General features: G+C 71.1%; 13 protein-coding genes and 1 tRNA gene. 10 read left to right on the top strand and 4 right to left on the bottom strand.

Annotation, left to right across the window (positions count from 1 at the left end; translation table 11 throughout):
* Positions 1–8: 8 nt before the first annotated feature.
* Both D7I44_RS15750 and D7I44_RS15745 read right to left on the bottom strand, forming a co-directional pair.
* On the bottom strand, positions 9–1,631 hold the full coding sequence (locus D7I44_RS15750; RefSeq protein ID WP_245979744.1) for a DNA polymerase Y family protein: 1,623 nt from the start codon (positions 1,629–1,631) through the stop codon (positions 9–11).
* Entirely contained in the window at positions 1,628–2,260 is a 633-nt protein-coding gene (locus D7I44_RS15745; protein ID WP_181445576.1) for a hypothetical protein, read from the bottom strand. The genes D7I44_RS15750 and D7I44_RS15745 overlap by 4 nt, the downstream gene beginning before the upstream one ends.
* A gap of 265 nt (positions 2,261–2,525) precedes the next feature.
* Between D7I44_RS15745 and D7I44_RS15740 the strand changes: the two genes are divergently transcribed.
* Both D7I44_RS15740 and D7I44_RS15735 read left to right on the top strand, forming a co-directional pair.
* Positions 2,526–4,163: a SulP family inorganic anion transporter gene (locus D7I44_RS15740; protein ID WP_120790363.1), complete on the top strand. Its 1,638-nt coding sequence runs from the start codon at positions 2,526–2,528 to the stop codon at positions 4,161–4,163.
* 54 nt (positions 4,164–4,217) lie between these two features.
* The gene (locus D7I44_RS15735; protein ID WP_120790362.1) at positions 4,218–5,051 is read left to right on the top strand and encodes an undecaprenyl-diphosphate phosphatase; all 834 of its coding nucleotides are present in this window, start codon (positions 4,218–4,220) and stop codon (positions 5,049–5,051) included.
* 158 nt (positions 5,052–5,209) lie between these two features.
* Here the strand turns inward: D7I44_RS15735 and D7I44_RS15730 are convergent.
* A tRNA-Leu gene (locus tag D7I44_RS15730) sits at positions 5,210–5,294 on the bottom strand.
* 178 nt (positions 5,295–5,472) lie between these two features.
* Here D7I44_RS15730 and D7I44_RS15725 point away from each other — a divergent pair.
* Together D7I44_RS15725 and mshC are read left to right on the top strand one after the other, a co-directional pair.
* Entirely contained in the window at positions 5,473–6,783 is a 1,311-nt protein-coding gene (locus tag D7I44_RS15725; protein ID WP_120790361.1) for a M20/M25/M40 family metallo-hydrolase, read from the top strand.
* Complete coding sequence (mshC, locus tag D7I44_RS15720; RefSeq protein ID WP_120790360.1) at positions 6,783–8,027, top strand: cysteine--1-D-myo-inosityl 2-amino-2-deoxy-alpha-D-glucopyranoside ligase; 1,245 nt, start codon at positions 6,783–6,785, stop codon at positions 8,025–8,027. The genes D7I44_RS15725 and mshC overlap by 1 nt, the downstream gene beginning before the upstream one ends.
* A 10-nt stretch (positions 8,028–8,037) precedes the next feature.
* Here the strand turns inward: mshC and D7I44_RS15715 are convergent, their stop codons facing one another.
* Complete coding sequence (locus tag D7I44_RS15715) at positions 8,038–9,003, bottom strand: PAC2 family protein (protein WP_120790359.1); 966 nt, start codon at positions 9,001–9,003, stop codon at positions 8,038–8,040.
* Between the two features lie 120 nt (positions 9,004–9,123).
* Here D7I44_RS15715 and D7I44_RS15710 point away from each other — a divergent pair, with 120 nt between their 5' ends.
* The 6 genes from D7I44_RS15710 to tatA are packed head-to-tail and all read left to right on the top strand — an operon-like array spanning position 9,124 to position 14,101.
* The gene (locus D7I44_RS15710) at positions 9,124–9,771 is read left to right on the top strand and encodes an HAD family hydrolase (protein ID WP_120791006.1); all 648 of its coding nucleotides are present in this window, start codon (positions 9,124–9,126) and stop codon (positions 9,769–9,771) included.
* On the top strand, positions 9,768–10,793 hold the full coding sequence (locus D7I44_RS15705) for a tRNA (adenine-N1)-methyltransferase (RefSeq protein ID WP_120790358.1): 1,026 nt from the start codon (positions 9,768–9,770) through the stop codon (positions 10,791–10,793). Before D7I44_RS15710 ends, D7I44_RS15705 begins: the two co-directional genes overlap by 4 nt.
* Before the next feature lie 56 nt (positions 10,794–10,849).
* Complete coding sequence (locus tag D7I44_RS15700) at positions 10,850–11,758, top strand: peptidylprolyl isomerase (RefSeq protein WP_162940325.1); 909 nt, start codon at positions 10,850–10,852, stop codon at positions 11,756–11,758.
* 22 nt (positions 11,759–11,780) lie between these two features.
* A complete protein-coding gene (locus D7I44_RS15695; protein WP_120790356.1) occupies positions 11,781–12,830 on the top strand; it encodes a helix-turn-helix transcriptional regulator in 1,050 nt (349 codons plus the stop codon).
* The gene (locus D7I44_RS15690) at positions 12,827–13,819 is read left to right on the top strand and encodes a helix-turn-helix transcriptional regulator (protein WP_120790355.1); all 993 of its coding nucleotides are present in this window, start codon (positions 12,827–12,829) and stop codon (positions 13,817–13,819) included. The genes D7I44_RS15695 and D7I44_RS15690 overlap by 4 nt, the downstream gene beginning before the upstream one ends.
* A gap of 57 nt (positions 13,820–13,876) precedes the next feature.
* Positions 13,877–14,101: a twin-arginine translocase TatA/TatE family subunit gene (tatA, locus tag D7I44_RS15685; protein ID WP_120790354.1), complete on the top strand. Its 225-nt coding sequence runs from the start codon at positions 13,877–13,879 to the stop codon at positions 14,099–14,101.
* The last annotated feature ends 2 nt before the right edge of the window (positions 14,102–14,103 follow it).

Below are 14,103 nucleotides of genomic sequence, written 5' to 3'. Positions count from 1 at the left end.
AGGACCCCCTAGTCATAGCGCGCCTCGGCGAGCCAGGACTCCCCGTCGAACAGCAGCAGCCAGGCGGTGCCGTCGGCGTCGACAACGCTGAAGCGGTGCACACGGCGCGCGGTCGCCGCATCCCACCAGCGCTCGTCGACGGTCCACGGGCCGGCCCAGCCGCCGATCGGGCGGGCGACTCGCAGCGCCTCGCCGTGCGAGCCGATGGGTCGCGCACCGGGCGCCGCCGCGAACAGCGCGGGCTCGCCTTCGACGAGGCCGCGGTCTGAGACGACGACCGGCTCACCGGAATCCGTCAGCAGCTCGACCTGCACGCGCGGCAGGAACACCGTCGCCGGCAGGGGGTCGGGCAGCGCGCCCGGCCAGGGCTGCCCGGCCCGCTCCGCTGTTCCGGCGGGGGAGCGGTCGCCCCACGGCACGAGCACCTGCCGGTCGTCGAGCAGCCGGCCGCCGCCGAGCGCGGCGGTCACGACGGCGTCGTGCCCGAGCATGCTCTGCACCCGGGAGAGCGCATGGTGCACGCGTTCGTCGGGGGCGTCGCCCCACAGCCCCTGCTCATGGTGGTGTGCCGCATCGACGCTCTCGGGCGCGAACACGAGCTGCACGACAGGTGCCGTGAGCGCACCCGTTCCCGGCCCGACGCCCTGCAGCTGCCAGCGCAGCCGGTCGACGAGGTCAGCCGCAGTGAACCACCGCGGATGCAGCCAGGTGCGCGAGCTCTCCGCCCCGTCCTCCGTCTGGATCGTCACCGTCACGGCGGTCGCCACGAGCTTCGCCGCGGTGAGCCCCGCGATGACGTCGTCGGCGGTCTGCCGGGCGGCGAAGGCGAGCTGGTCGACGCGGTCGAGCCCCTCGTCGAAGACGAGCCGGCGCTCGAGCGCCCGCTGCGGCGACCGCGGCACGACGACCTGCGCGTCGCGCCCGGTCACGAGCGTGTGCACGCGCGCGCCGGTGAAGCCGAAGCGCTCGACGAGCTCGTCGGCTGCCATGCCCGCGAGCGCCCCGAGCGTCGGCAGCCCGAGCCGGCGGCACAGCGCCGTGAACCCGTCGTCGCCCATGACGTCGACGGGCAGCGCGGCGAGGAACGCGGGGGAGCCGCCCTCGGCGACGATCAGGACAGATGGCTCAGAAGCGTCGCCGGCAGACGGATGCCTGGCCGCCTGCTCCGCTGCGAAGGGACCGTCGGCGACCCCGACGCGCGCGTCGGGCACGCCGTGCTCTGCCAGCACCCCGAGCAGCACCTCGGCCGCCTCGGCCTCGCCGCCGTAGTACCTCGCCGGCCCGCGCGAGCGCAGCGCGCACATGCCGGGCCTGATCGGCTGCACCCCGGGCACGGTCTGCTCGACGGCGGCGAGGATCGGCTCGAAGAACCGCGCGTCGGCCTGCGGGTCGTAGGGCAGCACCACGAGCTCAGGGCATCTCGCCTGCGCCTCGCGCACACGCAGCCCCCGCCGCACCCCTGCGGTGCGAGCCTCGGCCGAGCAGGCGAACACGAGCCCCTTCTCGATCAGCGCGATCGCATTGCCGACCGCGATCGATGGATATTTGAGCAGCGCCGCCCTGATCGGCCAGTCGGGGCACCACAGCACGATCGAGCGCGTGAGCGCGCCCTGCTCCGCTGCGGCACTCACGACACCCGCTCCCATCGGAGCGCGGGCACGGCGACGGCCGGCCGCGCGTCGCGACCGTAATCGCCGGGCAGCCGCAGCTGCGCGACCCGCGGGCGGCCGCTGCGCACCTCGGAGCGCACCGTGACGAGACGCTCGCGCGGGTAGCCGTGGCCGCGCCCGATGCCGGCCCAGCGGCTCTCGGTCACGGCGAGTGCCGCCTCGGAGCCCGGCCACGCCGGCGCCCCCTCCGGCAGCAGGGAGATCAGCACGGCGCCGCGCTGGCGCAGGCGGGCGGCCAGCTTCGCCGCTTCCGCATCGCCCACCCGATCGCCCGGCCGCACGACCACGATCGCGAGCGCATCGGCGAGCGCGGCGGCGACGGACAGCCAGGAACGGCCCGGCTCGCGCACGAGCACGAGCCGCCCGAGCTCGATGCCGAAGCGCGCCGCCGCCTCCGCCCCGAACTCGGGGACGCCGACGACCCCGCACCAGGCGCCGTCGGCGCTCGCGGCCGCGAGCAGCCCCATCACCAGCGTCATCGACCCCGCGACGGAGTACACGGACCCTGCCTGCAGCGCCCCACCGGGCAGCAACGACATGAAAGCGGGCAGAGTGGGCAGCGCACGGGTGTCGAGCCGCGTGCGCTCCATTCCGGAGATGCGCGACTTGAGCTCGCGGATGCGCTCGAGATCGGCTTGCGCCTTTTCAAAGACACTGCCTTTTTCAAAGACACTGCCCTTTTCGAGAGCATCGGATCGGAGTGCATTCCCCACTCACCCATATTCGAACTCTCATTCGAACATGTCAAGGTGAAGAATCCACTCACATCGAAGGCTCCTCGAACACCCAGCAAGCGCCCACAAGTCTTCCACGTGCCTCCGACACTGGCCCGTGAGCCCCACCACAATAGGCACCATGGCACTGCTCGCAGGCACCACCCGAGGCGACTGGCGCGGCGAAGCCCTGATGGGCATCACGCTCGCGGCCATGTCGGCCCCGGTTGCGATGGCCTTCGCCCAGTTCGCCGGACTGCCGCCGACCATGGGCCTCTACACGCTGATCGTGCCGGGCATCGTGTTCGCCTTCTTCGCCGCGACCGGCCGCCTCACCGCGGCCCCGGACGCCGTCGGCGTCGCGCTCATCGCCGCGACGCTCACCCCGCTCGCGCACCCGGGCACCGCGAACTATGCAGAGCTCGCGACCGCGCAGGCGCTCGTCGCGGCCGCCGCGTACGCGGTCATCGCCGTCTTCCGGCTGAGCCGTGTGACGGTTCTCCTGCCGACTCCGGTGCTGCTCGGCTTCTCGGCCGCCGTCGCGCTCGACCTGCTGGTGCGCGAGATCGCCGGGATGTTCGGCATCGAGCTGGCGAAGACCGTGACGGATGCCGCAGCCGACGGCTTCCCACAGCATGCACGCGCCCTGATCACCCGGCTCGACACCGCGAACGTCTGGGCGATCGCGGTCGCGGCAGGCGCCATGATCGTACTGCTCATCGGCCGGCGCATCGCCCGCCGTCTGCCGTGGGAGCTCGCCGTCTACCTCGCCGCGTTCGCCAGCTATCGCGTGTTCGAGCTCGCGAGCCACGGCGTCGCGACCGTCGGCCGCGTCGGCGGCGGACGCCCGCCGTTCGCGATTCCCCTGCTCGACGCAGGGGAGTGGCTCGCCCTCGCCCCCGGCGCGATCGTCATCGCCTTCGCGGCGCTCGCCCTTCACCAGGACCAGGACACCGCCTACCAGCCGGCCGGCGCCCGCGACGGCATCGTCTACGGCCTGGCGAGCGCGGCGAGCGGTGTCTCAGGCGGCTTCGCGATCGGGCCGTCGCCCGCCTGGCGCGCACGTCTGGATGAGCTGCGATCGCACTCGCAGCTGCCGGCGCTCGTCGCCGCCCTGCTGATCCTCGCCGGGGTCGTCTTCGGGGGCGGATTCCTGGGCGAGCTGCCGACCCCCGCGTTCGGCGCCATCGCGGCGCTCGCGACGTGGCCGCTGCTGCGGCTGCGCGAGGCGCGCGTGCTCTGGCGCACCTCGAAGGGCGAATTCCTGCTCGCGCTCGTCGCCTTCGCGGTCACGCTCGCGTTCGGGCCGCTGTGGGGGCTCGCGACGGCGGCGGCCATCGGGTTGCTGAGACTGCTGCTCGCGGCATCCGCCCCGCCGCTCGACGTGATCGACGCCGACGGGCGCCCCATCGCCCCGCTGCGCGCCGGCGCACCGGCACCGCGCACGACGGCACCCGGCATCGTCATCGTGCGCCTCGCCGCGCCCGTCAACGCGACCACGGCGGGAGCGCTGGCGCGGGGCATCGACCTTGCAACACGCGGCGCCGACCCGAGCATCCGCCATCTCGTCGTCGATGGCGAAGCCATCACCGCCATCGACGCGACCGGCGCCGCCGTGCTGCGCCGCGCCTTCGCGAACCTGGCGGAACGGGGCGTCTCGGTCGACTACTGCCGGGCGCGCGCGGTGCTGCGCGTCGACCTCGAGCACCACGGCCTGCTCGGCGGCAGTCACGTGTTCCGAACGTGTCGCGAAGCACTCGACGAACTCGGCCCCCGCTAACCTGTCCGAGACCGCCTGTGCCGTTTCTCACGGCGCACCCGAAAGGATCACCGCGTGAATCTCCTGCAAGCGATCATCCTCGGCATCGTCGAGGGCATCACCGAGTTCCTGCCCGTCTCGAGCACCGGCCACTTGACGATCGTCGAGAAGCTGCTCGGGCTGCACGTGAACGACAAGGGGGTCACGGCCTTCACCGCGATCATCCAGGTGGGCGCGATCATCGCCGTCATCGTGTATTTCTGGCGCGACATCGTGCGACTCGTGGGGGCGTGGTTCCGTGGCCTCGCCAACCGCAACGCGCGCGGGCAGGACTACCGGCTCGCGTGGTTCGTGATCATCGGCACGATCCCGATCGGCATCATCGGCCTGCTCGGCCGCCACTTCATCGCGGGCCCCCTGCGCAACCTCTGGGTGGTCGTGGTCGCGCTGGTGGTCTGGAGCGCCGTCATGTGGTTCGCCGAGCGCGTGGCGCTCAAGCAGCGCAGTGAAGCGAAGATGAACCTGACGGATGCCATCTTCATCGGCGTCGTGCAGTGCTTCTCGCTCGTGCCGGGCGTCTCGCGTTCGGGCGCCACGATCAGCGCCGGCCTGCTGCGCGGCCTCGACCGCGTCGCGGCGACGCGCATCTCGTTCTTCCTCTCCATCCCGGCCCTCATCGCGGCGGGCGGCTTCGAGGCCGCCACCTCGGCGAGCGACATCTCGGCGACGGTCGGCTGGGGCGCCACCGCCGTCGGCACGCTCGTCAGCCTGATCGTCGCCTACGTGTCGATCGCCTGGCTGCTGCGTCTCGTGCAGCGCCACCCGATCACCGTGTTCATCTGGTACCGCATCGCGGTCGCCATCGTGGTCGCTCTGCTGCTCGGCTTCGGGGTCATCAGCGCCACGTAGCTCGAGTGCGTAGGAACCGGCCCTGATTCGCACGATTGTTCCTACGACGCGCGCGATCGCGTAGGGCCGATCGCGCGCATTGCGCCCGGTTCCTACGGGCCGCGGCCGCGGCACCACACGCAAAAGAACCCCTGGTCACCCAGGGGTTCTTTCTGTTGTGCGCGAGGGGGGACTTGAACCCCCACGCCCTATACGGGCACTAGCACCTCAAGCTAGCGCGTCTGCCTATTCCGCCACCCGCGCGCACTTCCGGCGGCCCGAATTGCTTTGACCGCCGAGGAAAAACCTTAGCACGGGTTACGGGGTGTCTCGTGCACGCGGCCACCCGCCGCCGACTCGGCTGTGCCCATGGCACGCCGGTCCCCGCCCGGCGCGCACGCCGAGTCGCCGTACACGCCGCCGACTCGTCTAGCGTAGGGACATGACCGACCTCGCCCGCCCCGAACTCGACGAGACCGCGATCATCGCGAGCGAGCTGATCCGCCTCGACACCACCAATTACGGCGAGGGGAAGTCGAAGGGCGAGACCGAGGCCGCGGAGTACGTGGCCGCGAAGCTCGAAGCCCTCGGCCTCGCACCGCAGCTGTTCGATTCGGCCCCGCGCCGCACCAGCGTCGTCGCGCGTGTCCCCGGCCGCAACAGCTCGAAGCCCGCGCTCGTCATGCACGGCCACCTCGACGTCGTGCCCGCCGACGCGACGCAGTGGAGCGTCGATCCCTTCGCGGGCGAGATCAAGGACGGCATGCTGTGGGGCCGCGGCGCCGTCGACATGAAGAACGTCGACGCCATGATGCTGACGGCCCTCGGCGACGTGCTGCAGGGCGGCGGCCAGCCCGAGCGCGACCTCGTCATCGCGTTCTTCGCCGATGAGGAGAACGGCGGCGGCTTCGGCTCGCATTTCCTCGCCCGCGAGCACCCCGAGCTGTTCGCCGGCGCGTCCGAGGCGATCAGCGAGGTCGGCGGCTACTCGATCGACATCGAGGGAAAGCCCGCGTACCTGCTGCAGACCGGCGAGAAGGCGATGATCTGGGCGAAGCTCGTCGCCGAAGCGCCGCCGGGGCACGGCTCGCGGCTCGTGAAGCGCAATGCCGTCACCGAGCTCGCAGAGGCTGTCGCGAAGATCGGCCGACTCGAGTTCCCCGTGCAGCTCACCGAGACGACGGGCGAGCTCATCGCCGAGCTCGGCCGCATCCTCGGCACCGACCCGCAGCAGGTCGGGCCCGACGAGCTCGTGCTGCGCACCGGATCGGCGGCCGGCTTCATCACGGCGACCCTGCGCAACACCGCCAACCCGACGATGCTGACGGCCGGCTACAAGTCGAACGTCATCCCCGAGCGGGCCGAGGCGCGCCTCGACATCCGCCCCCTGCCCGGGCAGGAGGACGAGGTGCTCGCCCTCATCGACGAGCTCATCGGCGAGAACGTGCGCATCGAGCTCGTCGTGAAGGACACCGGTCTCGAGAACCCGACCACAGGCGAGCTCGTCGACACCATCGGCGCCGTCATCGAGCGGCACGACCCCGGAGTCCCGGTGCTGCCCTACCTGATGCCGGCAGGCACCGATAACAAGGCGCTCTCGACGCTCGGCATCAGAGGCTACGGATTCGCCCCGCTCAAGCTGCCGGCCACGCTCGACTTCCCCGCCCTGTTCCACGGCATCGACGAGCGGGTGCCGCTCGAGGCGCTCACCTTCGGCCGCGCGGTGCTCGCCGACCTGCTGGCGAGCTACTGATGGCGGTCGCGTGGCCGCAGCCTGAGCTTCCCCAGGTGCCCGGGCACAGCCTGCCCCCGCTCGTCTACGACAGCGCAAGCGATGCGCTGGTCGTCGCCGAGCCGGCCGACGGCACCGCGACGCTCTACGTCTGCGGCATCACGCCATACGACGCGACCCATCTCGGCCACGCGAACACCTACCTCGCCTTCGACACGCTGCAGCGGGTGTGGCGCGACGCGGGCTTCGCGGTGCGATATGCGCAGAACATCACCGATGTCGACGACCCGCTGCTCGAGCGAGCGGCGCGTGACGGCGTCGACTGGCGCGAGCTCGCGGCGACGGAGATCGACGGATTCCGCGCCGACATGACGGCACTCGGAGTCATTCCGCCGGACGCATATGTCGCCGTGACCGAGCGCATCGAGCCGACGGCGGTCGCCGTCGCCGAGCTGCTCGCCGCGGGGGTCGCCTACCGTGTGCCTGCCTCAGACGCCTCTGCGGGCAGCGATGGCGTCGACATCTACTTCGATTCGACGGCGGCGGCGGACGTCTCACCGTGGCGCCTCGGGCAGGAGAGCCGCCTCACCCGCGACGAGATGCTGCCGATCTTCGCCGAGCGCGGCGGCGACCCGGACCGAGACGGCAAGCGCGACGAGCTCGACCCGCTGCTGTGGCGCGCCGCGCGCAACGGGGAGCCGTCGTGGGAGTCGCCGGTCGGCGCCGGCCGCCCCGGCTGGCACATCGAGTGCGCGGTCATCGCGCTCGACGAGCTGGGCGAGACCGTCACCGTGCTCGGCGGCGGCTCGGATCTGGTCTTCCCGCACCACGAGTTCAGCGCCGCGCATGCCTCGGCACTCACCGGCGAGGCGGCCGCGCGGATATATGCCCACGCCGGCATGGTCGCGTACCGTGGCGAGAAGATGTCGAAATCGCTCGGCAATCTCGTCAAGGTGAGCGAACTGCGGAGGAGCGGGGCCGACCCCCGCGGCATCCGTCTCGCCCTGCTCGCGCACCACTACCGCGACGACTGGGAGTGGACGGATGCTTCGCTGCCGGCCGCCCTCGACAGGCTCGCGCGCTGGCGGTACGCGCCCGTCACCGACGACGGCGGGGCGTCACTCGCAGCGCTGCGCGAGGCGCTTCACCGCGACCTCGACACGCCGGCGGCCCTCGCGGTCGTCGACACGGCGGTGAAGGCCGGCGGCCTGCCGCCCGAACTGCGCGCAGGCATCCGCCTGCTGCTCGGCATCGAGCTGGGCTGACGGGCGCGCCTCAGCTGTTCGGCCGCCAGGGCTCTGAGGGACCGCCGCCGCCCGCGGTGCCGCCGTCGCGGCCATCGCGGCCGTCGGGGTTGCGGCGCAGGTAGCGCTCGAACTCCTGCGCTATCGCCTCGCCGCTCGCCTCTGGCGAGTCGACGGTGTCGCGCGCCTGCTCAAGCTGCTCGATGTACGCGGCCATGTCCTCGTCCTCGGCGGCGAGCTCGTCGATGCCGCGCTCCCACTCCGCGGACTCGTCGACGAGCTCACCGCGCGGGATGGTCACGTCGACGAGCTCCTCGAGCTTGTCGATGATCGCGAGCGTCGCCTTGGGGCTCGGCGCGTTGTGCACGTAGTGCGGCACGGACGCCCAGATCGAGATGGTCGGGATGCCGACGGCCTCTGCCGCCTGCCCGAGCACCCCGAGGATGCCGGTCGGCCCCTCGTACGTCGATCGCTCGAGCACGAGCTCGCGCCGCACGGCCGCGTTGTCGCTCGAGGCGCCGACCGAGATCGGTCGCGTGTGCGGCACGTCGGCGAGCAGCGCGCCGAGGAAGACGATCGCGTCGATGTCCGCGGCGAGCGCGGCGTCGATCAGCTCACCGGCGAATGCCTTCCAGGCCCGCGACGGCTCCGTGCCGAGCAGCAGGTAGATGTTCCCGGCGTTGTCGCCTGTGACGCCCAGCTCGGCGTCCGCGGCGAGCGCACGCGGCTGCCGGCCCGGCTCAGAAGGACCGTACAGCACGGCCCCCGGCCACTGCAGAATCCGCGTGCCGTCGTCGTCGAGCTTCGTGATCGGCCGGGTGAACTGGAAGTCGTAGAACACCTCCGGGTCGATCTCGTGCAGCGCGACGACGTCGAGTACATCCTTCAAAGCCCTGACCGCGCCGGTTGCGGCTTCGCCCGCGTCGTTCCACCCCTCGAAGGCAACGACCAGGATTCGACCGCTCAGAATGCCCTTGCCGTCAGCGCCGTCAGTCAAACGCCACCTCGCCCTTCCGTAGCTAGCGATTGCGTCTCACCAGGATAGGCCCGGGCGTGCCGCGGCCCCCCGATAGACTCGGGCTCCGTGACACAGCTGCCCGCCGCCGTCCTCTTCGACATGGACGGAACGATCGTCGACACCGAGCCGTACTGGATGACGGCCGAGTCCGAGCTGGTGCGCAGCTGGGGCGGAACGTGGACGCACGACGACGGCCTGACCCTCGTCGGAAACGGCCTCGAGGTCTCTGCGGCGGTGCTGCAGTCGCGCGGCGTCGACCTCGACATCGCGACCATCATCGACAAGCTCACCGACCGCGTCACCGAGCAGCTCGCCGAGGTCGGCGTTCCCTGGCGTCCTGGCGGGCAGGATCTCCTCAGAGAAGTCCGCGAGGCCGGCATCAAGACGGCGCTCGTCACCATGTCGTTCCGCCGCATGGCCGAGCAGATCGCCAGCTACATCCCCTTCGATCCGTTCGACGTGATCATCGCCGGCGACGAGGTCGAGCACCCCAAGCCCCACCCCGAGGCGTACCTCACCGCGGCGCAGCGGCTCGGCGTGCAGGCATCCGCCTCGATCGCCATCGAGGACTCGCTCGGCGGCCTTGCATCCGCGGTCGCGGCCGGCACCATCGCGATCGGCGTGCCGCACCTCGTGCCGCTGCCCGAGACCGGCGACCACACCATCTGGCCGACGCTCGAGGGGCGCACGCTCGGCGACCTGTGCGCGCTGGCGTCCGAGAGAGCAGCAGAGGCACCGCAGGCATGAGCGACACCCCGACCGGCACACTGGCGTTCAGCGGACCGTTCCGCACCGGCGACCGCGTGCAGCTCACCGGCCCCAAGGGCCGCATGAACACGATCACGCTGAAGCCGGGCGAGAAGTTCCACACCGAGCGCGGCTTCATCGCGCACGACGACGTCATCGGGCAGCCCGACGGCACGGTCGTCGCGAACTCGACGGGCGCGCTGCACCTCGCGCTGCGCCCGCTGCTCAAGGACTTCGTCATGTCGATGCCGCGCGGCGCCGCGATCGTCTACCCGAAGGACGCGGCTGCGATCCTCGCCAAAGCCGATATCTTCCCCGGCGCGACCGTGGTCGAGGCGGGCGTCGGCTCCGGCGCGCTGTCGCTGTGGCTGCTGCGCTCGATCGGCGCGGAGGGCCGGCTCGCGAGCTTCGAGCGCCGGCAGGAGTTCGCCGACATCGCGCTGGGCAACGTGGCCGGGTTCCTGGGGTACCGACCGGTCAACTTCGACATCACGGTCGGCGATCTGACGGATGCCCTGCCCAGCGTCTTCCCCGACGGAACGGTCGATCGTGTTGTGCTCGACATGCTGGCCCCGTGGGAGCCTCTCGAGGCGGTCGCCGCCGCGCTCAAGCCCGGGGGAGTGCTGCTCTGCTACGTCGCCACCGTGACGCAGCTCAGCCGCGTCGCCGAGGCGATCCGCGACACCGGACATTTCACCCACCCCGATGCCGACGAGACGATCGTGCGCGGCTGGCATGTCGAGGGACTGGCCGTCCGCCCCGACCACCGCATGGTGGGGCACACCGGATTCCTGATCACAGCCCGCCGCCTCTCGCCGGGCGCCGAGCTGCCCGAGCTCAAGCGCCGCGCCAGCAAGAAGAGCTACACCGACGAGGACGTCGAGCTGTGGACACCCGGCGCTTTGGGCGAGCGCGGCAAGAGCGCGAAGATCCTGCGCAAGAAGGCCAGGGAGGCGCAGCGCATCGCGGATGCCCGCCTGGGCGACGACATCGCCGTCGAGACGCCGGAGGAGACGCCATAGCTTGCTCTACTAGAGTGTCGTCCGCCACCACGAGCCCGTCCATCGAAAGAGCACCCGTGCGCCGTTCATTCCCCGCCTTGATCGCCATCGCCGTCGTCGCCGGCGCCGCCCTCACGGGCTGCACCGGCAATTCGATCGCCGCCTCGGCCGCCTGCGATGTGAAGAGCGGCAGCGGCTCCGAGTCGATCCGCGCGACCGGCGCGTTCGGGAAGGACCCGGAGGCGAGGGTGCCGTCGCCCCTCAACGTGACGAAGGCGCAGTCCACCACGCTGATCCAGGGTCACGGCAAGAAGGTCGGCGACGATGGCGTCGCCGAGGTCTACCTCACCCTGTTCGACGGGGCGACGGGGCAGATCGGCGCAGAGACCTCTGAGAACTTCGTGCCCGTGACGAGCAAGGCGCTCGGCGCCGGCCTCGCCGGCGCGATCGGCTGCGCCCAGGTGGGCTCGCGGCTCGCCGTCGTCATCCCGCCGAAGCAGGCCGCGATGTTCAGCGCCCCCGAGGGCTCGTCGATCGCCGCGATCGTGGATGTCAAGAGCGCCTTCCCGAACCGCGCCACCGGCCGTGCGCGCCCCGCGACACCGGGCTTCCCGACCGTCGTGCTCGCCCCGAACGGTCAGCCGGGCATCGTGATCGGCTCGCACGCCGCGCCGACGAAGGTGCAGTCCGCAGTGCTGCGTCAGGGCGACGGCGCGGTGGCGACGAAGAAGGATGCGCTGGTCGTGCAGACGCAGATCGTCGGCTGGTCAGACCAGACGAGCGCCACCGGCACCTGGGAGAACGGCTCGGCCACGGTGCAGACGCTGAGCGATGGCAGCGCGCTCGCGCAGGAGCTTCTCGGCAGGAGGATCGGCTCGCAGATCATCGTGCTGACCCCGGCCGCGAAGTCCGGCTCCGGCGATGCGACGGCGACCGTCGTCGACATCCTGGGAAGCATCCCTGCCGCATCGATCCAGCAGCAGTGACCGCGGCAAATAAGCTGGGCAGATGCCCCGTATCGTCCCGCCAGAGGAGCGGCAGTTCGCGCTTGTGCTCGCGCTGCTCGCGACCGAGCAGGGGCTGACGAAGGAGCAGATCCTCTCCACTGTCGACGGCTATCACCAGAAGTACGCGGCGGACGGCGACAACGCGAACCTCGAGCGCCAGTTCGAGCGCGACAAGGATGCGCTGCGCGAGCTCGGCGTCCCGCTCGAGACCGTCGACGCCCCCGGGCAGTCCGGCAACAACCAGCTGCAGAGCTACCGCGTCTCGAAGGGCGACTACGAGCTCCCCGACGACATCACCTTCACGCCGACCGAGCTGTCGCTGCTGCAGCTCGCGGGAACGGTGTGGCGTGAGGGCTCGCTCTCCGGTGACATGCGGCGGGCGATGATCAAGCTGCGCGCGGCGGGCATCGAGCCGGACGGGTCGATGCTCGGCTACGCTCCGCGGCTCAAGCAGCTCGAGCCCGCGTTCGCGCCGCTCACGCAGGCGATCGAGCGCCGCGAGACGGTCGTGTTCCCTTATCTCCGCCCCGGTCGCAGGCTGGCGCGGCAGCACACGATCAAGCCGCTCGCCCTGTTCCAGTTCCGTGGCCGCTGGCTGTTCATGGGCCTCGACGCCGTCCCTCTCGGCGCGCGCGAGCACCGGCTCACGTTCCTGCTCTCCCGCATCGTCGGCGACGTCGTCTCGACGCACGAGCGCTTCGACGCGCCCCCTGGGGACCACAGCGCAGAGGCGCTCGCCGAGCTCGAGAAGCTCTGGGAGCGCAACACGGCGACCGTCGCGGTCGAGCCGGGCAGCGATGCGGCGATCCGGCTCGGCAGGCGCTACGGCGGCACGACGGCTGACGGTCGCCTGCTGGTCGTGCACTACAGCGACCTGACGCTGCTCGCCGACGAGCTCGCCGGCTACGGGCCGGAGGCGACGGTCATCGAGCCCGACGAGCTGAAGCTGGCCGTGCTCTCGCGTCTCGAGGCCACGGAGTGGGCGCACCGCGAGCCGGGCTCCGAGGCGCCCGCTGCGCGGTCTCCACAGCCATCGGAAGGTGATGCATGAGCCCGCGCCCCGCCTACGCCGCAGACCGGCTCGCGTTCCTGCTGTCGGTCGTGCCGTACCTGATCGATCACCCGGGTGTCCCCGTCGCCGAGGCGGCCGCCCACTTCGGGCTCACCGAGCGGGAGATGCGCGACCAGGTCGAGCGCATCACCGGCATGGGCGTGCCGGGCACGACGAAGACGTACGGCCCCGAGGACCTCTTCGACATCGACTGGGACGCGCTCGACGACGACGGCATCATCTTCATCACGAATCGCGTCGTCATCGAAGACGCCCCGCGCTTCTCCGCCCGCGAGGCGGCCGCCCTCATCGCGGGCCTGCAGTACCTGCAGGCGATCCCCGGAACGGCCGACACCGAGGCTCTCGCCGGGCTGATCGCGAAGCTCGCGCGCGGCGCGTCGGCAACGCCGCCGCCTGTGGCGATCGACCATGGTGGGGCGGACGCCGGGCTGGACGTCGTCCGCGACGCGCTCGCCCGCGGTATCCGCCTCGAATTCGACTACTTGAACGGCCGCGGCGAACGCGAGCGCCGACCCGTCGACCCGCTGCGCCTCGAGAGCCGCGACGACGTCTGGTACCTGCGCGGCTGGTGCCACCTGCGCGGCGACGTGCGCGTGTTCCGCGTGGACCGCATGGCCGACGTGACGACGACGGATGCCGCAGCCGAGCACACCCCCGACGAGATCGCCCTCTCCGAGACCCTGTTCGACCCCAGCGCGGACGACTTGGTCGTCGAAGTACGTCTCGCCACGAGCGCCATTCCCGGCTTCGCCGAATATCTCTCAGCCGATTCGAAGCTCGAGCCGGCAGGTGACGGTTTTGTGCGAACCAGCATCCGTGTCGCCCATTTCCACAGCCTGAAACGGCTGGTCGGGACCATGCCGGGGCTGCTCACCGTGGTGGGCCCGCCTGAAGCGCGCAGGGCCGTGGCGGACTGGGCGAGGGCCGGGGTCGACCGCTATCGAAACGCTCGCGCAGAACACGGTTAGACTGCACGGGATGCCCGCACCAGGCATCCTCACAATCCCGCAAACCAAGGAACAACAATGGGCTTTCTCCGCGACCTAGGCGGATGGCATCTGCTGATCATCCTCGTGATCATCGTGCTGCTGTTCGGAGCAACGAGGCTCCCGGCCGTTTCGAAGAGCATCGGCCAGTCCGTGCGCATCTTCCGCCGTGAAGTCAAGACCATGAAGGACGAGCCGAGCGCCGAAGACGACGCCGCCGCAGCAGGCAAGTCGTCCAGCACCGCGGCCGACGACAAGAAGTAGGC

Source organism: Gryllotalpicola protaetiae (genome assembly GCF_003627055.1).
In the GTDB taxonomy this organism is placed as follows: Bacteria; Actinomycetota; Actinomycetes; order Actinomycetales; family Microbacteriaceae; genus Gryllotalpicola; species Gryllotalpicola protaetiae.
Note: the sequence above shows the minus strand (reverse complement) of the source record. Positions and strands in the feature narration are given on the sequence as shown.